This window comes from Enterobacter sp. R-1.6.2, from assembly GCF_035064085.1.
Classification (GTDB): Bacteria; Pseudomonadota; Gammaproteobacteria; order Enterobacterales; family Enterobacteriaceae; genus Enterobacter; species Enterobacter asburiae_B.
The window spans coordinates 1-25,850 of the sequence record NZ_JASEYI010000022.1; the positions used below are offsets into that span (position 1 = coordinate 1).

General features: G+C 55.8%; 24 protein-coding genes and 1 tRNA gene. 18 read left to right on the forward strand and 7 right to left on the reverse strand.

Annotated features, from left to right (window positions below; all coding sequences use genetic code 11):
* Window positions 1–123: 123 nt before the first annotated feature.
* Window positions 124–199, forward strand: a tRNA-Trp gene (locus tag QMN93_RS20080).
* A 97-nt stretch (window positions 200–296) separates the two neighbouring features.
* Here the strand turns inward: QMN93_RS20080 and hdfR are convergent.
* Window positions 297–1,118 (reverse strand): HTH-type transcriptional regulator HdfR, encoded by an 822-nt coding sequence (gene hdfR / locus QMN93_RS20085; RefSeq protein ID WP_064673099.1) that lies wholly within the window; start codon window positions 1,116–1,118, stop codon window positions 297–299.
* Window positions 1,119–1,236: 118 nt separating this feature from the next.
* On the opposite strand from hdfR, the gene QMN93_RS20090 reads away from it, so the two are divergent.
* Window positions 1,237–1,575 carry a DUF413 domain-containing protein gene (locus tag QMN93_RS20090; protein WP_023309658.1) on the forward strand — a complete coding sequence of 113 codons (339 nt, stop codon included), beginning with the start codon at window positions 1,237–1,239 and terminating at the stop codon, window positions 1,573–1,575.
* Between the two features lie 30 nt (window positions 1,576–1,605).
* Here the strand turns inward: QMN93_RS20090 and QMN93_RS20095 are convergent, their stop codons facing one another.
* Entirely contained in the window at window positions 1,606–3,126 is a 1,521-nt protein-coding gene (locus QMN93_RS20095) for a YifB family Mg chelatase-like AAA ATPase (protein ID WP_193140190.1), read from the reverse strand.
* A 341-nt stretch (window positions 3,127–3,467) separates the two neighbouring features.
* On the opposite strand from QMN93_RS20095, the gene ilvL reads away from it, so the two are divergent.
* The 7 genes from ilvL to ilvA all read left to right on the forward strand — a co-directional run bounded on the left by ilvL (window position 3,468) and on the right by ilvA (window position 10,018).
* Entirely contained in the window at window positions 3,468–3,566 is a 99-nt protein-coding gene (gene ilvL, locus QMN93_RS20100; RefSeq protein WP_001311244.1) for an ilv operon leader peptide, read from the forward strand.
* An 86-nt stretch (window positions 3,567–3,652) separates the two neighbouring features.
* Window positions 3,653–3,703: a peptide IlvX gene (gene ilvX / locus QMN93_RS20105; protein ID WP_166792073.1), complete on the forward strand. Its 51-nt coding sequence runs from the start codon at window positions 3,653–3,655 to the stop codon at window positions 3,701–3,703.
* Between the two features lie 2 nt (window positions 3,704–3,705).
* Window positions 3,706–5,352: an acetolactate synthase 2 catalytic subunit gene (gene ilvG / locus QMN93_RS20110; protein ID WP_323619935.1), complete on the forward strand. Its 1,647-nt coding sequence runs from the start codon at window positions 3,706–3,708 to the stop codon at window positions 5,350–5,352.
* Window positions 5,349–5,612, forward strand: coding sequence for an acetolactate synthase 2 small subunit (ilvM, locus tag QMN93_RS20115; protein WP_024907956.1), 264 nt, complete (start codon window positions 5,349–5,351; stop codon window positions 5,610–5,612). The genes ilvG and ilvM overlap by 4 nt, the downstream gene beginning before the upstream one ends.
* 18 nt (window positions 5,613–5,630) lie before the next feature.
* The gene (ilvE, locus tag QMN93_RS20120; protein WP_023309654.1) at window positions 5,631–6,560 is read left to right on the forward strand and encodes a branched-chain-amino-acid transaminase; all 930 of its coding nucleotides are present in this window, start codon (window positions 5,631–5,633) and stop codon (window positions 6,558–6,560) included.
* Window positions 6,561–6,620: 60 nt separating this feature from the next.
* Window positions 6,621–8,471: a dihydroxy-acid dehydratase gene (ilvD, locus tag QMN93_RS20125; protein ID WP_033146918.1), complete on the forward strand. Its 1,851-nt coding sequence runs from the start codon at window positions 6,621–6,623 to the stop codon at window positions 8,469–8,471.
* A 2-nt stretch (window positions 8,472–8,473) separates the two neighbouring features.
* Window positions 8,474–10,018: a threonine ammonia-lyase, biosynthetic gene (gene ilvA, locus QMN93_RS20130; RefSeq protein ID WP_023315026.1), complete on the forward strand. Its 1,545-nt coding sequence runs from the start codon at window positions 8,474–8,476 to the stop codon at window positions 10,016–10,018.
* Window positions 10,019–10,063: 45 nt separating this feature from the next.
* Here ilvA and ilvY read toward each other — a convergent pair whose 3' ends face one another.
* A complete protein-coding gene (gene ilvY, locus QMN93_RS20135) occupies window positions 10,064–10,954 on the reverse strand; it encodes an HTH-type transcriptional activator IlvY (protein ID WP_032641403.1) in 891 nt (296 codons plus the stop codon).
* Between the two features lie 152 nt (window positions 10,955–11,106).
* Between ilvY and ilvC the strand changes: the two genes are divergently transcribed.
* Window positions 11,107–12,582, forward strand: a complete 1,476-nt coding sequence (gene ilvC / locus QMN93_RS20140; RefSeq protein WP_023333828.1) for a ketol-acid reductoisomerase — start codon at window positions 11,107–11,109, stop codon at window positions 12,580–12,582.
* Between the two features lie 92 nt (window positions 12,583–12,674).
* On the opposite strand, the gene ppiC (QMN93_RS20145) is transcribed toward ilvC, so the two are convergent.
* The gene (gene ppiC, locus QMN93_RS20145) at window positions 12,675–12,956 is read right to left on the reverse strand and encodes a peptidylprolyl isomerase PpiC (protein WP_023309650.1); all 282 of its coding nucleotides are present in this window, start codon (window positions 12,954–12,956) and stop codon (window positions 12,675–12,677) included.
* Between the two features lie 50 nt (window positions 12,957–13,006).
* Window positions 13,007–13,288 carry a peptidylprolyl isomerase PpiC gene (gene ppiC, locus QMN93_RS20150; protein ID WP_048979297.1) on the reverse strand — a complete coding sequence of 94 codons (282 nt, stop codon included), beginning with the start codon at window positions 13,286–13,288 and terminating at the stop codon, window positions 13,007–13,009.
* 112 nt (window positions 13,289–13,400) lie between these two features.
* Between ppiC (QMN93_RS20150) and rep the strand changes: the two genes are divergently transcribed.
* Window positions 13,401–15,425, forward strand: a complete 2,025-nt coding sequence (gene rep / locus QMN93_RS20155) for a DNA helicase Rep (RefSeq protein ID WP_023309648.1) — start codon at window positions 13,401–13,403, stop codon at window positions 15,423–15,425.
* A gap of 58 nt (window positions 15,426–15,483) precedes the next feature.
* Here rep and gppA read toward each other — a convergent pair whose 3' ends face one another.
* The gene (gppA, locus tag QMN93_RS20160) at window positions 15,484–16,968 is read right to left on the reverse strand and encodes a guanosine-5'-triphosphate,3'-diphosphate diphosphatase (RefSeq protein WP_048975637.1); all 1,485 of its coding nucleotides are present in this window, start codon (window positions 16,966–16,968) and stop codon (window positions 15,484–15,486) included.
* A 6-nt stretch (window positions 16,969–16,974) separates the two neighbouring features.
* A complete protein-coding gene (rhlB, locus tag QMN93_RS20165) occupies window positions 16,975–18,243 on the reverse strand; it encodes an ATP-dependent RNA helicase RhlB (protein WP_023309646.1) in 1,269 nt (422 codons plus the stop codon).
* Window positions 18,244–18,387: 144 nt separating this feature from the next.
* Between rhlB and trxA the strand changes: the two genes are divergently transcribed.
* The 7 genes from trxA (at window position 18,388) to rffC (ending at window position 25,848) form a co-directional block, all read left to right on the forward strand.
* On the forward strand, window positions 18,388–18,717 hold the full coding sequence (gene trxA, locus QMN93_RS20170; protein ID WP_006179218.1) for a thioredoxin TrxA: 330 nt from the start codon (window positions 18,388–18,390) through the stop codon (window positions 18,715–18,717).
* Window positions 18,718–19,062: 345 nt separating this feature from the next.
* Window positions 19,063–20,322 carry a transcription termination factor Rho gene (gene rho / locus QMN93_RS20175; RefSeq protein WP_008501566.1) on the forward strand — a complete coding sequence of 420 codons (1,260 nt, stop codon included), beginning with the start codon at window positions 19,063–19,065 and terminating at the stop codon, window positions 20,320–20,322.
* A 242-nt stretch (window positions 20,323–20,564) separates the two neighbouring features.
* Entirely contained in the window at window positions 20,565–21,668 is a 1,104-nt protein-coding gene (gene wecA / locus QMN93_RS20180; RefSeq protein ID WP_023309645.1) for a UDP-N-acetylglucosamine--undecaprenyl-phosphate N-acetylglucosaminephosphotransferase, read from the forward strand.
* Window positions 21,669–21,681: 13 nt separating this feature from the next.
* The gene (gene wzzE / locus QMN93_RS20185; RefSeq protein WP_033146914.1) at window positions 21,682–22,728 is read left to right on the forward strand and encodes an ECA polysaccharide chain length modulation protein; all 1,047 of its coding nucleotides are present in this window, start codon (window positions 21,682–21,684) and stop codon (window positions 22,726–22,728) included.
* Window positions 22,729–22,784: 56 nt separating this feature from the next.
* Window positions 22,785–23,915, forward strand: a complete 1,131-nt coding sequence (wecB, locus tag QMN93_RS20190) for a non-hydrolyzing UDP-N-acetylglucosamine 2-epimerase (RefSeq protein WP_039264262.1) — start codon at window positions 22,785–22,787, stop codon at window positions 23,913–23,915.
* A complete protein-coding gene (gene wecC, locus QMN93_RS20195) occupies window positions 23,912–25,174 on the forward strand; it encodes a UDP-N-acetyl-D-mannosamine dehydrogenase (RefSeq protein WP_182382891.1) in 1,263 nt (420 codons plus the stop codon). Before wecB ends, wecC begins: the two co-directional genes overlap by 4 nt.
* Window positions 25,171–25,848: a dTDP-4-amino-4,6-dideoxy-D-galactose acyltransferase gene (gene rffC / locus QMN93_RS20200; protein ID WP_182382892.1), complete on the forward strand. Its 678-nt coding sequence runs from the start codon at window positions 25,171–25,173 to the stop codon at window positions 25,846–25,848. Before wecC ends, rffC begins: the two co-directional genes overlap by 4 nt.
* Window positions 25,849–25,850: the final 2 nt, after the last annotated feature.

The following is a 25,850-nucleotide window of genomic DNA, read 5'->3' on the forward strand; positions in this document are numbered from 1 at the left end:
TAGTTCAGTCGGTTAGAATACCTGCCTGTCACGCAGGGGGTCGCGGGTTCGAGTCCCGTCCGTTCCGCCACTTATTAAGACATTAAGCCTGCCTTGTTGGCAGGCTTAATGGCAAAAAACTTTAGGGGCGTAGCTCAGTTGGTAGAGCACCGGTCTCCAAAACCGGGTGTCGCGAGTTCGAGTCTCTCCGCCCCTGCCATATAGAATCCTTTGCTTCGGCAAAGGATTTTTTTTGCCTGAAACACGGCAGATAATTCTCTTCTTAATTTCAGCCAGCATCCCTGCTGGCTGATGCATCAATCCATTACATTGATTTTTAACAGATCTTTTATCTGTGATTGCTTATCACTGTTTTGCAGCCAAATTGCATACAGCGGCCTGGTAAGCGTGGTGGAATCCATCACGGTGTGCAGCCCTGCTTTAGCGTCTGCCCAGCGAACAGGTAACCAGGTACAACCTTTCAGCAGGGGCAGCTGCTGACAGGCGATCTCTGCCGAGCTGGTCGTTAACTGCGGAACATCATCAGGTGCAATCAGTCCCGTCTCGTGCTGCTGAAAATCCGGTCCCCATTCCAGGCGTAAATAGGTCAGGTCTGCCTTCATCATCGAAGGTTCGGACGCATAAAGTGCCAGGCCAAACTGGCCCACAATCTGGCTGCTAAATTCGTCCATCTTGGGGGCTTCGGTTGTGATCAGAAGATCAAGCTGGCGTTCATGAAGTTGCTTAACCAGCGACTGCCGTTGCGCAATCCTGGCTTCAAATTGCAGGTGGCCATGTGAATGATACAGCCGGGTAAGCCACTGACTTAGCATGCATTCCCACAGAGAAGCGCTGGCTCCTATCGAGAACTCATTATGCCTCGAAGTATGTGCCACCTCTTTACGTGCCGCCTGCCAGGTATTCATGAGCGTTTCTGCGTACGGCAGCAGTTTCTCACCGGCAGGCGTTAAGCGAATATTGTTGCGATGGCGGGTAAAAAGATTCACACCCAGTTGATTTTCCAGCTGTCGAATACGAAAACTGACTGCTGACTGCGTCAGGTAAAGGGCTTCAGCTGCTCGCCCAAAGTGACGTGTTCTGCTCACTTCAAGGAAAGTTTTAAGCAATTCCGTATCCACATCTTTCTCCGCAAAATTATTTGTCGTTATGATTTAAATGTTTTGTTTTACACTCTGTCAAGCGTAACTAATACTCCGCGCCATAAATAGCTCGGCCAAAGAATTAGGAGCGTGTAGGATGGCGGAAAGCTTTACGACGACTAATCGTTTTTTCGACAATAAACATTATCCGCGCGGGTTCTCTCGTCACGGCGATTTCACCATCAAAGAAGCTCAACTGCTTGAGCGCCATGGTTATGCCTTTAACGAGCTGGATCTGGGTAAGCGTGAACCTGCAACCGAAGACGAAAAACAGTTTGTTTCTGTTTGCCGTGGTGAGCGTGAGCCGGAGTCTGAAGCTGAACGCGTATGGATCAAGTACATGGCGCGCATTAAGCGTCCTAAGCGCTTCCATACGTTGTCTGGCGGCAAGCCGCAGATGGAAGGTGCAGAAGACTACACCGAGTCTGATGACTAAAATGAAGAGAAGGGGCTACGGCCCCTTTTTTTATGCCAGCAATTTCTGCAAATGCAGCAGCAAACGATCGATAGCGCGGTAGCTCAGCGCCTCCTGCAAATGTTTCCTCTCAATGTCATTGCACCCCTCTACGTCAGCAATGGTTCTGGCCACCTTCAGCAAACGCTGCCACGCACGTATGGACAGCCCGAACCGCGTCAACGTCTCCTCCAGCCATCCCGCATCTTCGACGTTAAGAGAACAAAACTGCCGGATCCCGGCATTATCCAGCCGGGCATTCAGCCTGTTTTGACGAGCGTACTGCCGCGTCTGGGCTGCAATCACCCGTTCGCGTACCTCCGCTGAGCTTTCACCCGTTATGCCCGTTTGCCTGAGGAGACCCGGCGGGGGAAGGGGGATTTCGAGGGATAAATCGAAACGGTCGAGGAACGGGCCGGATAACTTACCCAGATAGCGCAACGTCTGCTCTGGCGTACAGCGGTTATGGTTGCCCTGGTAGTGACCCGTCGGGCTGGGATTCATCGCCGCGATTAACTGAAACTGCGCGGGATAGCTTATTTTCGCTCGTGCGCGTGAGATATGTATCTCACCGGATTCAATGGGCTCTCTCAGTGCATCCAGCACGCGGCGCTCAAACTCAGGCAGCTCATCGAGAAACAGAATGCCATTGTGTGCCAGCGAGATCTCACCCGGCCCGGGGATAGACCCGCCGCCAACCATTGCCGTCAGTGAAGCGCTATGATGCGGCGAACGAAAAGGACGGCGGCGCCACTGTTTTTGCAACGACGTCGAACTGATAAGGCTATATATGGCGGCACTTTCCAGCGCTTCATGATTATTGAGCGGTGGAAGTAACCCACTCAACCTGCTTGCCAGCATGGTTTTACCCGTACCTGGCGGGCCAATTAACAGAAGATTGTGTCCACCTGCCGCCGTAATCTCCAGCGCCCGTTTCCCTTGCTCCTGTCCCATAATCTCGCTGAGATCCTCTGGTGTATCCGCTATAACATCATCACACTCCTCCGGCTCGGACAGTTCATGCCGCCCTTCCAGCCAGGCACAAACTTCCTGTAAATGCCCGGCGATGAGACACCCCTTCTCGGCGATAAGACTCACTTCTGATGCGTTTTCATTGGCGACAATGATTTGCCGCCCTGCTCGTATGGCTTCAAGGGCTCCCGATATCGCACCGGGAACGCCTCTTAACGCGCCTGTGAGCGCGAGTTCGCCAACGAACTCATACGAGCCTAGCCGTGTCGTATTAAGCTGCTCAGAAGCCGCGAGAAGGGCAATTGCGATAGGTAAATCGTATCGTCCCCCCTCTTTAGGCAGATCGGCGGGGGCAAGGTTGATAGTGATCTTCTTCGCGGGGAAGGTATAACCGCTATTTATTATTGCGCTGCGAACGCGATCCCTGGCCTCTTTAACCGTCGTTTCAGGTAACCCGACAAGCGTGAGTCCGGGTAGCCCATTGCTCAAATGAACCTCGACGGAAATAAGCGGTGCCTTTACCCCGAGAGCCGCACGCGTATAAACAACTGACAGTGACATTTGCACTACCTCCTGGTGTGACTATGCCAGCGCCTGTTTTGTCTGTTTAGCGTCATTTTGCGAATTTACGCCGCCTGTTCAGAGATTTTAAACACACAATGAAACCCTTGCATAACCGTGGAAGCCTTCTCGTAGAATGTAAAAAGCCCCGTTTTGACGCTAAGACCGACAGTAAAAAAATGAAAAATATTCATTTTCTAATTTCCGTATATAAAACAACGGTTTTAAGAAATATGATTCGCGGCCTAATCAAATCCGTCATAAATAAATCTTGTGTTTGATTTAAAAACTGTGATAACTCTTTAGGTATTCCTTCGAACAAGATGCAAAAAGAACTGAAAATGACAGCCCTTCTACGAGTGATTAGCCTGGTCGTGATTAGCGTGGTGGTGATTATTATCCCACCGTGCGGGGCTGCACTTGGACGAGGAAAGGCTTAGAAATCAAGCCTTAACGAACTAAGACCCCCGCACCGAAAGGTCCGGGGGTTTTTTTATGACTAAAAAACGTAAATGAGGAGCAGAGAATGACGACTAGCACAAAATTCTGTTTCTCCCGATTTATGACGGGGAACTAACTATGAATGGGGCACAGTGGGTAGTACATGCGTTGCGCGCGCAGGGAGTCGAAACCGTATTCGGTTATCCGGGTGGCGCAATTATGCCGATTTACGATGCACTGTATGACGGCGGCGTGGAACATCTCTTGTGCCGACACGAGCAGGGCGCAGCGATGGCAGCCATCGGTTATGCCCGCGCGACCGGTAAAACCGGCGTGTGTATGGCGACTTCAGGCCCGGGCGCAACGAACCTGATCACCGGCCTGGCTGACGCGCTGCTGGATTCCGTTCCCGTCGTCGCCATCACCGGGCAGGTGGCGTCTCCGTTCATCGGTACCGATGCTTTCCAGGAAGTTGACGTCCTCGGTTTATCGCTGGCCTGCACCAAACACAGCTTCCTCGTCCAGTCTCTGGAAGAGCTGCCGCGCGTAATGGCAGAAGCGTTCGACGTGGCAAACTCCGGTCGTCCCGGTCCGGTTCTGGTTGATATCCCGAAAGATATCCAGGTGGCTCTCGGCGATCTGGAACCGCACTTCTCTACCGTTGAAAGCGACGATGCGTTTCCGGAAGCGGAAGTTGAAGAGGCCCGTCAGATGCTGGCCCAGGCGAAACAGCCGATGCTGTACGTCGGCGGTGGCGTAGGCATGGCGCAGGCCGTTCCAGCCCTGCGCGAATTTATCGCAACAACGCAGATGCCAGCGACCTGCACGCTGAAAGGTCTCGGTGCAGTCGACGCGGACTACCCCTACTATCTGGGCATGCTGGGGATGCACGGCACCAAAGCGTCAAACCTGGCGGTGCAGGAGTGCGATCTGCTCATCGCCGTAGGTGCCCGTTTTGACGACCGCGTCACCGGCAAGCTGAATACCTTTGCGCCGAACGCCAAAGTCATCCATATGGATATCGACCCGGCGGAGATGAACAAGCTGCGTCAGGCGCATGTCGCCTTGCAGGGCGATCTCAACGCGCTGTTACCGGCATTGCAGCAGCCGCTGGATATCAACGCATGGCGTCAGCACACCGCTGATATGCGCGCCGAGCACGCCTGGCGTTACGACCACCCCGGCGAGGCCATCTACGCGCCGCTGCTGTTGAAGCAGTTGTCCGACCGTAAACCGGCTGACAGCGTCGTCACCACCGACGTAGGCCAGCACCAAATGTGGTCCGCGCAGCACATGACCTACACCCGTCCGGAAAACTTCATCACCTCCAGCGGGTTAGGGACGATGGGCTTCGGTCTGCCGGCAGCCGTTGGCGCGCAGGTTGCCCGCCCGAACGACACCGTTATCTGTATCTCCGGTGACGGCTCCTTCATGATGAACGTTCAGGAGCTCGGCACCGTTAAGCGCAAGCAGTTGCCGCTGAAGATCGTGTTGCTCGACAACCAGCGTTTAGGAATGGTTCGCCAGTGGCAACAGCTGTTCTTCCAGGAGCGCTACAGCGAAACGACTCTCACCGATAACCCCGATTTCCTCACCCTGGCCAGCGCCTTCGGCATCCCTGGTCAGCACATCACCCGTAAAGATCAGGTTGAAGCGGCGCTCGACACCATGCTGAACAGCGATGGGCCTTACCTGCTTCATGTCTCAATCGACGAACTCGAGAACGTCTGGCCGTTGGTACCGCCTGGTGCCAGCAACTCACAAATGATGGAGAAATTATCATGATGCAGCATCAGGTCGCCGTACAGGCTCGCTTCAACCCGGAAACCTTAGAACGCGTTTTGCGTGTGGTGCGTCATCGTGGTTTTCAGATTTGCTCTATGAATATGGAGACGGCCACTGACGCCCGGAATATCAGTATCGAATTAACCGTTGCCAGCCCGCGGTCGGTCGACTTACTGTTTAGTCAGTTATCAAAGCTGGTAGACGTTGCCCATGTTGCCATCTGCCAGAGCACAACCACATCACAACAAATCCGCGCTTAAGCGTGACAGGACGAAAAAATGACGACAAAAAAAGCTGATTACATTTGGTTCAACGGTGAGATGGTTCGCTGGGAGGACGCGAAGGTCCACGTGATGTCCCACGCGCTGCACTACGGTACCTCCGTATTTGAAGGCATCCGCTGCTACGATTCTCACAAAGGGCCAGTGGTGTTCCGCCATCGCGAACACATGCAGCGTCTGCATGACTCAGCCAAAATTTATCGTTTCCCGGTTTCTCAAAGCGTCGATGAGCTGATGGAAGCCTGCCGCGACGTTATCCGTAAAAACAACCTGACCAGCGCCTATATTCGTCCGCTGGTGTTTGTGGGCGATGTCGGTATGGGCGTGAACCCGCCAGCCGGCTATACCACAGATGTGATCATTGCCGCGTTCCCATGGGGTGCCTACCTGGGTGCAGAAGCCCTGGAGCAGGGGATCGACGCAATGGTCTCTTCCTGGAACCGCGTGGCGCCAAACACCATCCCGACCGCCGCGAAAGCAGGCGGTAACTACCTCTCTTCTCTGTTGGTCGGTAGCGAAGCGCGCCGCCACGGCTATCAGGAAGGTATCGCCCTCGACGTAAATGGCTACATCTCAGAAGGTGCGGGTGAAAACCTGTTTGAAGTGAAAGACGGCATTCTGTTCACGCCGCCGTTCACCTCGTCCGCGCTGCCGGGCATCACCCGTGACGCCATCATCAAGCTGGCGAAAGATCTGGGTATCGAAGTGCGCGAGCAGGTACTGTCCCGCGAATCCCTGTATCTGGCCGATGAAGTGTTTATGTCCGGTACGGCGGCTGAAATCACGCCGGTACGCAGCGTGGACGGTATCCAGGTGGGCGAAGGCCGCTGCGGTCCGGTCACCAAACGTATTCAGCAAGCGTTCTTCGGCCTCTTCACCGGCGAGACAGAAGATAAATACGGCTGGTTGGATCAGGTTAATCACTAAGCATAAATTTGGGACGGCACGCACCGTCCCATTAAATAGTCAGACGGGAGTCAATAAAGCATGCCTAAGTATCGTTCAGCCACCACCACCCACGGCCGTAATATGGCGGGAGCCCGCGCGCTGTGGCGCGCCACCGGAATGACCGACGCCGATTTCGGCAAGCCGATTATCGCCGTGGTGAACTCCTTCACCCAGTTTGTACCGGGCCACGTGCACCTGCGCGATCTCGGTAAGCTGGTTGCCGAGCAAATCGAAGCCTCCGGCGGCGTGGCAAAAGAGTTCAACACCATTGCGGTGGATGACGGTATCGCGATGGGGCACGGGGGCATGCTTTATTCACTGCCGTCGCGCGAGCTGATCGCCGACTCCGTAGAATATATGGTTAACGCCCACTGCGCCGATGCGATGGTCTGCATCTCCAACTGCGACAAAATCACCCCGGGGATGCTGATGGCCTCCCTGCGCCTGAACATTCCGGTGATCTTCGTCTCCGGCGGCCCGATGGAAGCGGGGAAAACCAAGCTCTCCGACAAAATCATCAAGCTCGACCTGGTCGATGCGATGATCCAGGGCGCGGACCCGAAAGTCTCTGACGAGCAGAGCGACCAGGTGGAACGCTCCGCGTGTCCGACCTGCGGCTCCTGTTCCGGGATGTTCACCGCTAACTCCATGAACTGCCTGACCGAAGCGCTGGGCCTCTCTCAGCCGGGCAACGGCTCGCTGCTGGCGACCCACGCCGACCGTAAGCAGTTGTTCCTCAACGCCGGTAAGCGCATCGTTGAGCTGACCAAACGCTACTACGAGCAGGACGACGCCAGCGCGCTGCCGCGCAACATCGCCAGCAAAGCCGCGTTCGAAAACGCCATGACGCTGGATATCGCCATGGGCGGCTCCACCAACACCGTTCTGCACCTGCTGGCCGCCGCGCAGGAAGCCGAAATCGACTTTACCATGAGCGACATCGATAAGCTGTCCCGCAAAGTCCCGCAGCTGTGTAAAGTCGCGCCGAGTACCCAGAAGTACCATATGGAGGACGTACACCGCGCGGGCGGCGTGCTGGGCATTTTGGGCGAGCTGGATCGCGCCGGGCTGCTGAACCGTGACGTGAAAAACGTGCTTGGCCTGACGCTGCCTGAGTCGCTGGACCAGTACGACGTCATGCTGACCAAAGACGACGCGGTGAAAAAGATGTTCCGCGCCGGCCCTGCAGGGATTCGCACCACCCAGGCGTTCTCGCAGGATTGCCGCTGGGACACTCTGGACGATGACCGCGCCGAAGGCTGCATCCGCTCGCTGGAACATGCCTACAGCAAAGACGGCGGTCTGGCCGTGCTGTACGGTAACTTCGCGGAAAACGGCTGCATCGTGAAAACCGCAGGCGTGGACGACAGCATCCTGAAATTCACCGGTCCGGCGAAGGTATACGAAAGCCAGGATGAAGCGGTAGACGCCATCCTCGGCGGCAAAGTGGTGGAAGGCGACGTGGTTGTCATTCGCTACGAAGGGCCGAAAGGCGGTCCCGGCATGCAGGAGATGCTCTACCCAACCACCTTCCTGAAATCTATGGGACTCGGTAAAGCGTGTGCGCTGATCACCGACGGGCGTTTCTCCGGCGGCACCTCCGGCCTCTCTATCGGCCACGTTTCCCCGGAAGCGGCAAGCGGCGGCAACATCGCCATCATCGAAGACGGCGACCTGATCGAAATCGACATTCCGAATCGCGGCATTCAGCTGAAGCTGAGCGACCAGGAAATTGCGGCCCGTCGTGAAGCGCAGGAAGCCCGCGGCGACAAAGCCTGGACGCCGAAAGACCGCCAGCGTGAAGTCTCCTTCGCCCTGCGCGCCTACGCGAGCCTTGCCACCAGTGCAGATAAAGGCGCGGTGCGCGATAAATCTAAACTTGGGGGCTAATGATGGCCGAGTCACAACCCTTATCCGCCGCCCCTGAGGGGGCGGAATACCTGAGAGCGGTGCTACGCGCGCCGGTCTATGAAGCCGTGCAGGTCACGCCCCTGCAGAAAATGGAAAAACTCTCTTCGCGCCTCGACAACGTCATTCTGGTCAAGCGCGAAGACCGTCAGCCGGTGCACAGCTTCAAGCTGCGCGGCGCCTACGCGATGATGGCCGGGCTGACCGACGAGCAGAAAGCGCGCGGCGTGATTACCGCGTCGGCGGGCAACCACGCCCAGGGCGTGGCGTTCTCGTCTGCCCGTCTGGGGCTGAAAGCGCTGATCGTGATGCCGGTTGCTACCGCAGATATCAAAGTCGATGCGGTCCGCGGTTTCGGCGGCGAGGTGCTGCTCCACGGTGCCAACTTTGACGAAGCCAAAGCCAAAGCGATCGAGCTGGCGCAGCAGCAGGGCTTTACCTGGGTGCCGCCGTTCGATCATCCGATGGTGATTGCCGGGCAGGGCACGCTGGCGCTGGAACTGCTGCAGCAGGATGCCCATCTCGACCGCGTCTTCGTCCCGGTAGGCGGCGGTGGCCTGGCCGCAGGCGTGGCGGTGCTGATCAAACAGCTGATGCCGCAGATCAAAGTCATTGCCGTTGAAGCGGAAGACTCTGCCTGCCTGAAAGCGGCGCTGGATGCCGGGCATCCTGTAGACCTGCCGCGCGTCGGGCTGTTTGCCGAGGGCGTGGCGGTGAAGCGCATTGGGGATGAAACCTTCCGCCTGTGTCAGGAGTATCTCGACGATATCGTCACGGTTGATAGCGACGCCATCTGCGCGGCGATGAAGGATCTGTTCGAGGATGTGCGTGCGGTGGCGGAACCGTCAGGCGCGCTGGCGCTGGCGGGGATGAAAAAATACATCGCGCAGCACAACATTCGCGGCGAGCGCCTGGCGCACGTGCTGTCTGGAGCGAACGTGAACTTCCACGGTCTGCGCTACGTTTCCGAGCGCTGCGAGCTGGGTGAACAGCGGGAAGCGCTGCTGGCGGTGACGATTCCTGAAGAGAAGGGCAGCTTCCTGAAGTTCTGCCAGCTGCTGGGTGGCCGTTCGGTGACGGAGTTCAACTACCGTTTTGCCGATGCCAAAGACGCCTGCATTTTTGTCGGCGTGCGTCTGAGCCGCGGCGTGGAGGAGCGCAAAGAGATCCTCAGCCTGCTGCATGAGGGCGGCTACAGCGTGGTCGATCTCTCTGACGACGAGATGGCGAAGCTGCACGTGCGCTACATGGTCGGCGGGCGTCCATCGAAGCCGCTCAGGGAACGTCTGTTCAGCTTCGAGTTCCCGGAATCGCCGGGCGCGTTGCTCAAGTTCCTGCACACGCTGGGCACGCACTGGAACATCTCTCTGTTCCACTACCGCAGCCACGGCACCGACTATGGCCGCGTGCTGGCGGCGTTCGAACTGGGCGAGCACGAGCCGGATTTCGAAACGCGGCTGAACGAGCTGGGCTATGAGTGTCACGACGAAACCCATAACCCGGCCTTCCGCTTCTTCCTGGCAGGCTAAGGGCTGAGCTGCGTGTAGGCCGGGTAAGCGCAGCGCCACCCGGCTTTAGTGGTTTGGCAATATCTGCCAGAACGCATCAATAAGCGGCTCATGCAGCCGCTTTTTTTGTGCGCACACGCCAAGCTCAAACGGCGTCTTCTCGTCGCTGCGCTCCAGAATCATCACGCGATTGCGCACCGGTTCCGGGCTGTTCTCCAGCACCACTTCCGGCAGAAGCGCCACGCCGCAGCCCAGCGCTACCATCGACACCATCGCCTCATGGCCGCTAACCGTGGCGTAAATCGACGGGTTGCTGATCTTCTGACGACGGAACCACAGCTCTATGCGGCGGCGCACCGGCCCCTGATCGGCCATGATAAACGGCACCGTCGACCAGTCCGGTTTTTCCACCGACACCTGGTTACGCACCGGGCAGGGCAGCGCCGGGGCAATCAGTACCACCGCCAGATTCTCCAGCATTGAGAATGCCACCGCGCCCGGCAGGGTTTCGGGTTTCCCTGCTATGGCGAGATCCGCTTCGCCCGTCACCACTTTTTCCATTGCGTCGGAGGCGTCGCCGGTGGTGAGCTTAATTTCAACCGACGGATGCGCCGCGCGGAAGCGGTCAAGGATGGGCGGCAGATGGCTATAGGCGGCGGTCACGGAGCAGAAAATATGCAGCTCGCCGGAAAGCGACGGCCCCTGCTGGTCAATTGAGTGTCGCAGCTGCTGGTACTGTAGCAGCGTCTGCTGGGCAAAAATGCGCAGTTCTTCACCCGCTTCCGTGAGGGTGACGGTGCGGTTATCGCGCACGAACAGCGGCTGGCCGAGGTCCTCCTCAAGGCGCTGGATCTGGCGTGAAAGCGTGGAGGGGCTAACGTGCATCGCCCGGGCGCTGCGGCCAAAATGGCGGCTTTCCGCCAGGTGCAGGAACATTTTCAGATCGCGTAAATCCACCGATTCCACTCCCTCTTTTTACATTGCAAAAATTGCAATATGACGTTGTGAATATATCAATTTCCGCAATAAATTTCCTGTTGTAATGTGGGTACATTCTCGCTGAAACGCGAACCGAACAATAAGACACACAACATCACGAGGTATCACCCATGGCTAACTACTTTAATACACTGAACTTGCGCCAGCAGCTGGCGCAGCTGGGCAAATGCCGCTTCATGGCGCGCGATGAATTTGCCGATGGCGCGAGCTACCTTCAGGGTAAAAAAGTGGTCATCGTCGGCTGTGGCGCACAGGGTCTGAACCAGGGCCTGAACATGCGTGACTCCGGTCTGGATATCTCCTACGCCCTGCGCAAAGAAGCAATTGCCGAGAAGCGTGCTTCCTGGCGCAAAGCGACCGAAAACGGCTTCAAAGTGGGCACCTACGAAGAGCTGATCCCGCAGGCGGATCTGGTGGTTAACCTGACCCCGGACAAACAGCACTCTGACGTTGTGCGTTCCGTACAGCCGCTGATGAAAGACGGCGCCGCGCTGGGTTACTCCCACGGCTTCAACATCGTTGAAGTGGGCGAGCAGATCCGTAAAGACATCACCGTGGTGATGGTGGCGCCGAAATGTCCGGGTACGGAAGTACGCGAAGAGTACAAACGTGGCTTCGGCGTGCCGACCCTGATCGCGGTTCACCCGGAAAACGATCCGAAAGGCGAAGGCATGGCGATTGCCAAAGCGTGGGCAGCGGCGACCGGCGGCCACCGTGCGGGCGTGCTGGAATCTTCCTTCGTTGCCGAAGTGAAATCTGACCTGATGGGTGAGCAGACCATTCTGTGCGGCATGCTGCAGGCCGGTTCTCTGCTGTGCTTTGACAAGCTGGTGGAAGAAGGTACCGACCCGGCCTACGCGGAAAAACTGATTCAGTTCGGCTGGGAAACCATCACCGAAGCGCTGAAGCAGGGCGGTATTACGCTGATGATGGACCGTCTGTCCAACCCGGCAAAACTGCGTGCTTACGCGCTGTCTGAACAGCTGAAAACCATCATGGCACCGCTGTTCCAGAAACATATGGACGACATCATCTCCGGCGAATTCTCTTCCGGCATGATGGCGGACTGGGCGAACGACGATAAAAACCTGCTGACCTGGCGTGAAGAGACCGGTAAAACCGCGTTCGAAACCGCGCCACAGTACGAAGGTAAAATCGGCGAGCAGGAGTACTTCGATAAAGGCGTACTGATGATCGCCATGGTGAAAGCAGGCGTTGAGCTGGCGTTCGAAACCATGGTGGATTCCGGCATCATCGAAGAGTCCGCGTACTACGAATCTCTGCACGAGCTGCCGCTGATCGCGAATACCATCGCCCGTAAGCGTCTGTACGAAATGAACGTGGTGATCTCTGATACCGCAGAATACGGTAACTACCTGTTCTCTTACGCCTGCGTACCGCTGCTGAAAGAGTTTATGACCACTCTGCAGACGGGCGATCTGGGTAAAGCGATTGCGGAAGGTGCCGTGGATAACGCGCAGCTGCGTGATGTGAACGAAGCGATTCGCAGCCACCAGATCGAGAAAGTGGGTCACAAACTGCGTGGCTACATGACCGATATGAAGCGTATCGCGGTAGCGGGTTAACACCTGGTGCGGGCTGATGCCCTCACCCCGCCCCTCTCCCACTGGGAGAGGGTGAAACATTCAAGGCCTTCTCTTAGAGAAGGCCTTGCTGTTTATTTCCGATACAGTACTTTAATAATGTGGTAGCCGAACTGCGTGTGCAGCGGGCCGGTTGGCTCCAGCACCGGGCAGGAGAACACCACTTTATCAAACGCCGGAACCATCTGGCCCTGGCGGAACTCACCCAGATCGCCGCCGCGTTTGCCTGACGGGCAGATGGAGTGCTTCTTCGCCAGCTTGCCGAAGTCGGCACCGTTTTTAATCTGCTCCAGAAGATCTAAAGCCAGTTTCTCTTCTTTAACGAGGATGTGCACTGCTGCTGCTGTTTTTGCCATGATCGTGCCTTGAATAGGTTGAAATAAATCGGGGCGCAATATACCACGCGTCAGCGGCGATAAAGCACCTTAATGATATGGTAGCCAAATTTGGTTTTTACCGGGCCGTAGGGCTTCAGAAGCGGGCAGCTAAAGACCGCCCGATCGAACGGGCCGACCATCGCACCTTGTTGAAACTCGCCGAGATCCCCGCCATTGCGCCCGGACGGGCATTTAGAGTAGCGCTTCGCCAGATGATCAAAGCTGATGCCGCGCTCCAGCTTGACCAGGATCTCCTGAGCCAGTTTCTCTTCTTTTACCAGAATATGCAGGGCTGCTGCGGTCTTTTTCATGGTTCTGCTCTACGGGTTAAACGCGATTTCTCCACTTTATCATTAGCCGGTAAATCTGCGCCCGGCTTTCTGCTACAATCCACACCCCGTTCGAAGATTGAGCAACACTCCCATGCGTTTAAACCCTGGACAACAACAAGCGGTCGAATTCGTTACTGGACCATGCCTGGTGCTGGCAGGGGCCGGTTCGGGTAAAACCCGCGTGATCACCAACAAAATCGCCCATTTGATCCACAACTGCGGATATCAGGCGCGACACATTGCGGCGGTCACCTTTACCAATAAAGCGGCGCGCGAGATGAAAGAGCGCGTCGGCCAGACGCTGGGCCGTAAAGAAGCGCGTGGCCTGATGATCTCCACCTTCCACACGCTGGGGCTGGATATCATCAAACGCGAGTATGCGGCGCTGGGAATGAAGTCCAACTTCTCGCTTTTTGACGATACCGATCAGGTGGCGCTGCTCAAAGAGCTCACCGAGGGGCTGATCGAAGATGATAAAGTGCTGTTGCAGCAGCTGATCTCGACGATCTCGAACTGGAAAAACGATCTGATGACGCCGGCCCAGGCCGCGGCGATCGCCAAAGGCGAACGGGATCGGATTTTCGCCCACTGCTACGGTCTGTACGATGCGCATATGAAAGCGTGTAACGTGCTGGACTTTGACGATCTGATCCTGCTGCCCACGCTGCTGCTGCAGCGCAATGAAGAGGTGCGCGAGCGCTGGCAGAATAAAATCCGCTACCTGCTGGTGGATGAATATCAGGACACCAACACCAGCCAGTACGAGCTGGTGAAGCTGCTGGTGGGGCAGCGCGCGCGTTTCACCGTGGTAGGCGATGACGACCAGTCAATTTACTCCTGGCGCGGTGCACGCCCACAAAACCTGGTGCTGCTGAGCAAAGATTTCCCTGCCCTGCAGGTGATTAAGCTGGAGCAGAACTACCGCTCCTCCGGGCGTATCCTGAAGGCGGCAAACATCCTGATTGCCAATAACCCGCACGTGTTTGAGAAGCGTCTCTTCTCCGAACTGGGCTACGGCACGGAGCTGAAAGTGCTCAGCGCCAACAATGAGGATCATGAAGCGGAGCGCGTGACGGGCGAACTCATCGCTCACCACTTCGTCAACAAAACCGAATATAAGGATTACGCGATCCTCTATCGCGGCAATCACCAGTCGCGCGTCTTTGAAAAGATGCTGATGCAGAACCGCATTCCGTACAAAATTTCGGGCGGCACGTCGTTCTTCTCACGGCCAGAAATCAAAGATCTGCTGGCCTATCTGCGGGTGCTAACTAACCCGGATGACGACAGCGCGTTTCTGCGCATCGTGAATACGCCTAAACGCGAGATTGGTCCGGCGACGCTGCAAAAGCTCGGCGAGTGGGCGATGACCCGCAACAAAAGTATGTTTACCGCCAGCTTCGACATGGGGCTGAGCCAGACGTTAACCGGACGCGGGTATGACTCGTTAACCCGCTTCACCCACTGGCTTGGCGAAGTGCAGCGTCTCGCGGAGCGCGAGCCGGTGGCGGCAGTGCGCGATCTCATTCACGGCATCGACTATGAGTCCTGGCTGTATGAAACCTCAGCCAGCCCGAAGGCGGCTGAGATGCGCATGAAAAACGTTAACCAGCTCTTCAGCTGGATGACCGAAATGCTGGAGGGCTCTGAAATCGACGAGCCGATGACCCTGACGCAGGTGGTCACTCGCTTTACCCTGCGCGACATGATGGAGCGCGGCGAGAGCGAAGAAGAGGCCGATCAGGTTCAGCTGATGACGCTGCATGCGTCAAAAGGGCTGGAGTTCCCGTATGTGTATCTGGTCGGCATGGAAGAGGGATTGTTGCCGCACCAGAGCAGCATTGATGAAGACAATGTCGACGAGGAGCGCCGTCTGGCCTACGTGGGGATCACCCGCGCGCAGAAAGAGCTGACGTTTACGCTGTGTAAAGAGCGCCGCCAGTACGGTGAACTGGTTCGCCCGGAGCCGAGTCGTTTCCTGCTGGAACTGCCGCAGGATGACCTGATCTGGGAACAGGAGCGCAAAGTGATTACCGCAGAAGAGCGGATGCACAAGGGTCAGGCTAACGTGGCAAACATCCGCGCCATGCTGGCAAAAGCCAAAGAGAAAGGATGAGTTCGAAGGGGTTGTAGGCCGGGTAAGGCGAAGCCGCCACCCGGTACTGTTCAGCGTATTACTTTACCTCAAGCACCCAGTGCACGTAGCTCTGCCACTGGCACTCCTGCTCGATCATCTCTGCCCCTAACGGGTGACGATCAATCCAGTTCTCCGGCAGCGTCAGCGAAAGCTTCTCGTCATCGGCCACCAGATTAATGGCCGGCAGCAAATCATCGCGGCGGCGGCTGGCAAACAGGATCGCCAGACGCAGCAGGCGGCACAGATGCTCGGCCACGCGGGGCGGTACGGCGTTTTGCTGATGCAAAGAGGAGAGATCGACGGCGTTGGTCTGGTTCAGCAGCAGCGTGGCCAGCAATTTTTTCTGCGCAGGCGTATAGCCCGGTAAATCCAGGTTTCGCACCAGATACGCTGCATGAGCAGGTGCCTGCTTAAAATCAATGCTCAGCCCCACTTCATGTAACGCACAGGCGCTCAGCAGTAAATCCCGGCTCAGATGGTCAAGATCCCAGACGTTAGCAACCTGATCGGCGAAGCGTGACGCCAGCTGCGATACGCGTCCTGCCTGATCGATATCAACCAGAAAACGACGCTGAACGTTGCGCAGGGTACGGCTGCGGATATCCTGATCGACCGACAGATGTAACATCCCGTAGACCAGACCTTCGCGCAGCGCGCCGCCGGCCAGGGTCATACACTGGATGTTCAGCTCAGTGAAAATGGCGATAAGAATAGCCAGCCCGCTCGGGAAGACCAGCGCGCGTTCCAGCGTCAGGCCTTCAATTTCCAGCTCTTCCAGGCGTCCGCACTGAATAGCGCGCTGTTTCAGCTGCTGAAGTTTGGCAAGCGTAATCCGCTCGTCCATTCCCTGCGCCATCATGATTTCCTGCAGAGCCTGCACGGTACCCGAGGCACCCACGCAGACTTTCCAGCCGTGATAGCGCAGCTCGTCCATCACCGGGCGTAATACCTCGCGCGCGGCGTTTTCTGCCTCGTCGAAGTTCTCTTTCGCCAGGTTCCGATCGGTAAAGTAGCGCTCAAGCCAGGTCACGCAGCCCATCGACAGGCTGAACAGCGACGTTGCCTGCGCGCCGGTGCCGGTCACAAGCTCGGTACTGGCACCGCCGATATCCACCACCAGACGGCGATCGTCACCTCCCGTGGTGTGCGCAACGCCCTGGTAAATCAGGCGAGCCTCTTCTTCACCGCTGATAACCTGTACCGGACAACCCAGAATTTCCTGCGCTCTGGCGATGAAATCCACGGCGTTGACCGCCAGGCGGAGTGTCGCAGTGGCGACCACGGTGATTTGGGCGTGCGGGATATCCTGCAGACGTTCGGCAAAGAGCCGCAGACACTGCCAGCCACGTTCCATGGCTTCAGGGGAGAGGTGATTATCGCTGCTCAGGCCCGCCGCGAGGCGGACCTTGCGCTTGATGCGCGTCAGCGTTTGTATGCTTCCCGCCACCTCGCGCACAACCAGCATATGAAAACTATTCGAACCGAGATCAATTGCCGCATAAAGCGAGGTGGAGCTGAGCATATTTTCTTAACCTGAACGACGACGATTACGCGGCGCGCCACCTGAACGACGCGGACCATTGCCGGAGCGTGGGCGGGTTAGACGCTTAGGCGGCGGCAGTTCGCTTAACAGCGCTTCCGGATTGTATTTGCTCTGCGGAATAGAGTGACCGATATACGTCTCAATGGCTGGAAGATTCAGCGCATACTCTTCACACGCAAGGCTAATCGAGTGACCGCTTGCGCCCGCACGACCGGTACGACCGATACGGTGTACGTAGTCTTCGCAGTCGTCTGGCAGATCGTAGTTAAAGACGTGCGTCACGGCCGGAATGTGCAGACCACGAGCAGCAACGTCGGTTGCGACCAGAATATCGAGATCGCCACGGGTAAACTCTTCAAGAATACGCAGGCGTTTTTTCTGCGCCACGTCGCCGGTCAGCAGACCAACACGGTGACCGTCTGCAGCCAGATGGCCCCAGATGTCTTCACAACGGTGTTTGGTGTTCGCGAAGATAATGGCGCGATCTGGCCACTCTTCTTCAATCAGCGTTTGCAGCAGACGCATTTTCTCTTCATTGGAAGGGTAGAAGAGCTCTTCTTTAATGCGGTGACCCGTTTTCTGCTCCGGTTCCACTTCTACATATTCGGCGTTGTTCATCTGTTCGAACGCCAGCTCGCGTACGCGATAAGAAAGGGTAGCGGAGAACAGCATGTTCAGACGCTGATTGGCCGGCGGCATGCGGCGGAACAGCCAGCGAATGTCTTTAATGAAGCCCAGATCGTACATGCGGTCAGCTTCATCGAGCACCACAACCTGGATTGCGCCGAGGTTAATGTGGTTCTGTTTGGCGTAATCGATAAGACGGCCGGTGGTACCGATCAGGATATCCACACCGCTTTCCAGCACTTTCAGCTGCTTATCGTAGCCGTCGCCGCCATAGGCCAGGCCAAGCTTCAGTCCGGTAGACTGCGCCAGGGGTTCAGCGTCTGCGTGGATCTGTACCGCCAGTTCTCGCGTCGGGGCCATAATTAGCGCGCGCGGCTGGTTAACTTTGCGGTCTGCAATCGCTGGGTGAGAAAGTAAATAATGAAACGTTGACGTTAAAAACGCCATCGTTTTGCCGGTACCGGTTTGCGCCTGCCCGGCAACATCGCGACCGGCCAGCGTCAGCGGCAGCGCGAGGGCCTGAATGGGCGTGCAGTTATGAAACCCTTTATTTTCAAGGGCTTCAATCACCTTCGGGTGCAGCGCGAAGTCGGAAAACTTCTGTTCTGTTAAATGTGTTTTGCTCATAGTGTGGTAGAATATCAGCTTACTATTGCTTTACGAAAGCGTATCCGGTGAAATAAAGTCAACCTTTAGTTGGTTAATGCGACATCAACACGTCGTTGGTGGAGACAAAACCAACGTACCAGGCTTATTCCTGTGGAGTTATATATGAGCGATAAAATTATTCACCTGACTGACGACAGTTTTGACACGGACGTACTTAAGGCTGACGGGCTGATCCTCGTCGATTTCTGGGCTGAATGGTGTGGTCCTTGCAAAATGATCGCCCCGATTCTGGATGAGATCGCTGACGAATATCAGGGCAAACTGACCGTTGCCAAGCTGAACATCGACCAGAACCCGGGCACCGCACCAAAATACGGTATCCGTGGCATCCCAACCCTTCTGCTGTTCAAAAACGGCGAAGTGGCAGCGACCAAAGTGGGCGCACTGTCCAAAGGTCAACTGAAAGAGTTCCTGGACGCTAACCTGGCGTAAGGTTTCTCCGCTGTGCGTTCAGGGCTCCCGGCTAAATGATGTGGAACTCTGGACGCCCGGCTGAAGTCGTGCTAAGTTAGCTATGACTTCGTTTTAAACATATCTTGTTGTTTGAATCTTGTTTTACCCGATACTTCCCGTTGTTAACATGAACAGTGCGTGAAGTGGCTAAATTCCGGGCTTGTCACTCAATCCGTCTTGTCGTTTCAGTTCTGCGTTCTTTCCCTGTGACCAGACAGCGAACAGACATGAGTTGATGGCCGCTAAACAGGCATGGATGACCCTGCCATACCATTCACAACATTAAGTTCGAGAATCACCCCGAGTTTAAGAACCCACACCATTATGAATCTTACCGAATTAAAGAATACGCCGGTTTCTGAGCTGATCACTCTCGGCGAAAATATGGGCCTGGAAAACCAGGCCCGTATGCGCAAGCAGGACATCATTTTCGCCATCCTGAAGCAGCACGCTAAGAGTGGCGAAGATATCTTTGGCGACGGTGTGCTGGAGATATTGCAAGACGGATTTGGTTTCCTCCGCTCTGCAGACAGCTCCTACCTCGCCGGCCCTGACGACATCTATGTATCCCCCAGCCAAATCCGCCGTTTCAACCTCCGCACTGGTGACACCATTTCAGGTAAGATTCGTCCTCCTAAAGAGGGTGAACGCTACTTTGCGCTGTTGAAAGTCAATGAAGTTAACTTCGACAAACCGGAAAACTCGCGTAATAAGATCCTCTTTGAGAACTTAACGCCGCTGCACGCGAACTCTCGCCTGCGCATGGAGCGTGGTAACGGTTCAACTGAAGACTTAACCGCGCGTGTTCTGGATCTGGCATCACCAATTGGTCGCGGCCAGCGTGGTCTGATTGTGGCACCGCCGAAGGCGGGTAAAACCATGCTGCTGCAGAACATCGCGCAGAGCATTGCCTATAACCACCCAGACTGCGTGCTGATGGTGCTGCTGATTGACGAACGTCCGGAAGAAGTGACCGAGATGCAGCGTCTGGTTAAAGGTGAAGTGGTTGCTTCTACCTTCGACGAACCGGCATCTCGCCACGTTCAGGTTGCGGAAATGGTTATCGAGAAGGCGAAACGCCTGGTTGAGCACAAGAAAGACGTGATCATCCTGCTTGACTCCATCACCCGTCTGGCGCGTGCCTATAACACCGTCGTTCCTGCGTCAGGTAAAGTACTGACCGGTGGTGTGGATGCTAACGCCCTGCATCGCCCGAAACGCTTCTTCGGTGCCGCACGTAACGTGGAAGAGGGCGGCAGCCTGACCATCATCGCGACGGCGCTGATCGATACCGGTTCTAAAATGGACGAAGTAATTTACGAAGAATTTAAAGGTACAGGTAACATGGAACTGCATCTTTCTCGTAAAATCGCTGAAAAACGCGTCTTCCCGGCTATCGACTACAACCGTTCCGGTACCCGTAAAGAAGAGCTGCTCACCACGCAGGAAGAGCTGCAGAAAATGTGGATCCTGCGCAAAATCATCCATCCAATGGGTGAAATTGACGCGATGGAGTTCCTCATTAACAAACTGGCGATGACCAAAACCAACGACGATTTCTTCGACATGATGAAACGCTCGTAACGCAAATAAAGCCAGCGAACGCCACGTTTTTACGTGGCGTTTTTCTTTTATGGACTATACGCTAGTACCATCTACTCCCAATTTTGACCGGTCGGTGCGACAATAGGGTCGTTTGTGCAGCTAAAGAAATAATTGATTGAAAAATATACAAAGGGAGTAGTCAGAAGCCATCTTTATTACTTCTGAGGCTGTGGCTTCATGGTTATACTTCCGGGACTAACATTTGTTGAGAGCAATCCATTGTGAATCTATTCACCGCCGTTACTGAACTGATCAGTATTTTTTTATTCACAACCTGTTTTTTGTTCATTGCGCGCAAGGTGGCAAAACGAATAGGGTTGGTGGATAAGCCAAATTTTCGTAAACGCCATCAGGGACTTATTCCTTTAGTCGGCGGGATTTCTGTTTACGCAGGGATTTGCTTCACGTTTGGTATTGCCGATTATTATATCCCGCATGCCGCCCTCTACATTGCCTGCGCCGGTGTTCTGGTGTTAGTCGGGGCCCTTGATGACCGGTTCGATATTGCGGTGAAAATACGCGCTACCGTTCAGGCGGCGATTGGCGTGGTGATGATGGTAGTGGGCGGACTGTATCTGCGAAGCCTAGGCTATGTATTTGGCCCCTGGGAGCTAGTCCTGGGTCCATTTGGCTTCTTCCTGACACTCTTTGCCGTCTGGGCGGCAATCAATGCTTTCAACATGGTGGATGGCATTGACGGCCTGCTCGGTGGGTTGTCATCCGTCTCGTTCGCCGCTATCGGCATTATTTTATGGTTTGATGGTCAGTACAGTCTGGCAATGTGGTGTTTTGCCATGATTGCCGCCATTCTGCCTTATATCCTCTTAAATCTCGGTGTGCTGGGCCGTCGCTATAAAGTCTTTATGGGAGACGCGGGCAGTACGCTGATTGGTTTTACGGTTATCTGGATCCTGCTTGAAACCACACAGGGCCAAACCCATCCGATAAGTCCCGTAACCGCGCTGTGGATTATTGCCATTCCATTAATGGATATGGTGGCGATTATGTATCGCCGCCTGCGCAAAGGGATGAGTCCTTTCTCTCCTGACCGCCAACATATTCATCATCTCATCATGCGTGCGGGTTTTACTTCTCGTCAGGCGTTTGTGCTGATTACTCTGGCCGCCGCTATTTTGGCCGCGATTGGTGTAGCTGCAGAATATTCTCATATTATTCCTGAGTGGGTTATGTTGGCATTATTCTTGCTGGCATTTTTCCTGTACGGCTACTGCATTAAACGCGCATGGAAAGTGGCGCGATTTATTAAACGTCTTAAACGCAGGATGCGTCGTAACAGTGGCAAAAACACAACATTAACTAAGTAAAACCGGGACTATGATGACTCAACCGTTGGCGGGAGCGAAATCAGTGGTAACTGAGAATGAACTGGATATTCGGGGTTTGTTTCGCGTGTTATGGGCAGGCAAACTTTGGATTGCGGGGATCGCGCTGGGGTTTGCACTGTTAGCGCTGGCCTATACGTTCTTTGCAAAACAAGAGTGGAGCGCCACGGCAATCACAGACAAGCCAACGGTTAACATGCTCGGGGGATACTATTCCCAGCAGCAATTCCTGCGTAACCTGGACATCAAAGCCAGTCTTGCAACGCCAGACCAGGCTTCCGTTATGGATGAAGCCTATAAAGAGTTTGTGATGCAGCTGGCTTCGTGGGATACCCGACGCGATTTCTGGTCCCAGACGGATTACTACAAGCAGCGTCGGGTTGATAATACAAAAGCCGACGCCGCCCTGCTGGACGATCTGATTAACAATATTCAGTTTATGCCGGGCGACGCGCTGCGTAACGTGAATGACAGCGTCAAGCTGATTGCAGAAACCGCGCCGGATGCCAACAACCTGTTGCGTCAGTACGTCGCGTTTGCCAGCCAGCGTGCCGCAAGCCATCTTAACGAAGAGCTTAAAGGTGCCTGGGCGGCTCGTACCATCCAGATGAAAGCCCAGGTGAAACGTCAGGAAGAGGTGGCGAATACCATTTTCGGTCGCCGTGTGCATAACATTGAGCAGGCGCTGAAAATTGCGGAACAGCGCAATATTTCCCGTACTGAGACTGACGTGCCGGCCGATGAGCTGCCTGATTCAGAGATGTTCCTCCTTGGTCGCCCTATGTTGCAGGCGCGTCTGGAAAACCTCCAGGCCGTCGGTCCTGATTTTGACCTCGATTACGATCAAAATCGCGCGATGCTCAATACGCTTAATGTCGGTCCATCTCTGGACCCGCGTTTTCAGACCTATCGTTATTTGCGAACGCCTGAAGAACCTGTAAAACGCGATAGTCCGCGTCGTGCATTCCTGATGATTATGTGGGGGATTGTAGGCGCACTGACGGGCGCTGGCGTGGCGTTAACGCGTCGTCGCAAAAACTAAGAACGCCGTCTACGATGAAGGCTGCGGCCTTCATCGCCTAATCGAAGAGAATCGATGTGAAAGTACTAACCGTATTTGGCACCAGGCCGGAGGCCATTAAGATGGCACCTCTGGTTCATGCGCTGGCCTGCGATCCTGATATTGAAGCGAAAGTGTGCGTCACTGCCCAACACCGTGAGATGCTCGATCAGGTTTTAACGCTCTTCTCCATCGTCCCGGATTACGACCTTAATATTATGAAACCGGGGCAAGGATTAACGGAAATAACCTGTCGCATTCTGCAAGAGCTAAAGCCGATCCTGGAGTCATTCAAGCCTGACGTGGTGCTGGTTCACGGTGACACCACCACAACCGTGGCGACAAGCCTGGCCGCGTTTTACCAGCGAATTCCCGTGGGGCATGTGGAGGCGGGTCTGCGTACCGGCAATCTTTATTCGCCGTGGCCGGAGGAGGCCAACCGCACGTTAACGGGTCATCTGGCGATGTACCACTTTGCGCCAACGGAAAACTCGCGTCAGAACCTGCTGCGTGAAAATATCGCCGATAACAAAATCTTTGTGACCGGCAATACGGTCATTGACGCGTTAATCTGGGTACGTGACCGCGTCCTGGCAAACAGCGATCTTCAAAAAGAGCTCGCTGCCCGCTATCCGTTCCTTCACAACGGCAAAAAAACCATTCTGGTTACTGGCCACCGTCGCGAAAGCTTTGGCCGGGGTTTCGAGCAAATCTGTCACGCGCTGGCTGAAATCGCCGCGCAGAACGACGATGTGCAAATTGTCTATCCAGTACACCTTAACCCTAACGTCAGCGAGCCGGTTAACCGGATCCTGGGCCATGTCGACAATGTCCTTCTGATTGAACCTCAGGACTACATGCCGTTTGTCTGGCTGATGAACCACGCCTGGCTGATCCTCACCGATTCCGGCGGCATTCAGGAAGAAGCGCCATCCCTCGGCAAACCGGTGCTGGTGATGCGTGAAACGACCGAACGTCCGGAAGCCGTCAAAGCCGGTACGGTGCGGCTGGTCGGCACCAACGCGCAGCTCATCGTCGAAGAGGTCACGCGCCTGCTGCATGACGATGAAGCGTATCAGGCGATGAGCCGGGCCCATAATCCGTACGGAGACGGGCAGGCTTGTGGCCGTATTTTGCAAGCACTTAAACACAATCGGGTATCGCTATGAGTTTTACTACCATCTCTGTCATCGGTCTTGGCTACATTGGCTTGCCTACTGCGGCCGCGTTCGCCTCTCGTCAGAAACAGGTTGTCGGTGTGGATATCAACGCACGGGCGGTAGAAACCATTAACCGTGGCGAGATTCATATTGTGGAGCCCGATCTTGACCGCGTGGTGAAAGAGGCGGTGGAGGGGGGCTTCCTGCGTGCCAGCACGACGCCAGTTGAAGCGGATGCCTACCTGATTGCCGTCCCCACTCCATTTAAAGGCGACCACGAGCCCGACATGGCGTTCGTCGAGGCGGCGGCAAAATCCATCGCGCCTGTGCTGAAGAAAGGGGCGCTGGTGATCCTGGAATCAACATCTCCGGTCGGCGCTACCGAGCAGATGGCACAGTGGCTGGCCGACGCGCGCCCTGATTTAAGCTTCCCGCAGCAGGCGGGGGAGCAGGCGGATATCAACATCGCCTACTGTCCGGAGCGCGTGCTGCCGGGCCAGGTCATGGTCGAACTGATTAAAAACGACCGCGTCATTGGCGGAATGACGCCCGTCTGTTCCGAACGTGCCAGCGCGCTGTACAAGATTTTCCTGGAAGGTGAGTGCGTGGTGACCAACTCCCGCACCGCCGAGATGTGCAAGCTGACGGAAAACAGCTTCCGCGACGTCAATATCGCCTTTGCGAACGAACTGTCGCTGATCTGCGCCGATCAGGGGATTAACGTCTGGGAGCTGATTAGTCTGGCGAATCGCCATCCGCGTGTGAACATTCTCCAGCCAGGTCCGGGCGTGGGCGGACACTGTATCGCCGTCGACCCGTGGTTTATCGTGGCGCAAAATCCGGCGCAGGCGCGTCTGATTCGCACCGCGCGTGAAGTGAACGACAGCAAGCCTCACTGGGTGCTCAATCAGGTTAAAGCGACGGTAGCGGATTGTCTGGCAGAGAGCGGCAAGCGCGCCAGCGAGCTGAAAATTGCCTGCTTTGGTCTGGCATTCAAACCCAATATTGACGATCTGCGTGAAAGCCCGGCGATGGAAATTGCCGAGATGATTGCCGAATGGCACAAGGGTGAAACGCTGGTGGTTGAGCCGAATATCCATGAATTACCGGCAAAACTGGCGGGGCACTGCACGCTGACGGCGCTGGACGACGCGCTGACGACGGCGGACGTGCTGGTGCTGCTGGTAGATCATAAAGAGTTTAAAGCGACGTCCGGCGATGCCGTTCGTCAGCAGTATATTGTGGATACCAAAGGTGTCTGGCGTTGAACAGCCTGAATGGGGTGCTCGAGTCCCTGCAGTGGGAGAGTGCCTTTTTCGGCCTGCCGTCGGCCATCGTGCGTCTGCGCGATGATGCGCCGGTGCTGGCTGAACCGGATTTTATCGCCTGGCAACGGGTGCAGGCTAAGATCCCGGCCGAGCGTGCCGATCTGCTTGATGCGCTCCAGCAACACGGCTTTCAGCTGGTTGAAGGTGAGGTAGACCTTTCCATTACCCTTACCCGGCACGATGCGTCCGGCGCGGAAATTGCAACAGAGCAGGACATCCCCGTGCTGCGTCAGATGGCGGCCCAGGCGTTTGCTCAGAGCCGCTTTCGTGCGCCCTGGTATGCGCCTGACGATAGCGGACGTTTCTATGCCCAGTGGATAGAGAATGCGGTCAAAGGCACCTTTGACCACGTCTGCCTGGTTTTCCGTGCAGGGGACGGTCAAATCCAGGGGTTCGTCTCGCTGCGTAAGCTCAACGAGCGCGAGGCGCGTATCGGCTTATTAGCCGGGCGCGGCATGGGTGAGAAACTCATGCAGGCGGCGCTGCACTGGGCGCAGCAGCAACAGCTTGCGACGCTGCGGGTCGCGACCCAACTGGGCAACACCGCCGCGCTTAAACGTTATATTGCGAGTGGTGCCAACATCGACGCCACCGCCTACTGGTTATACAGGTGACA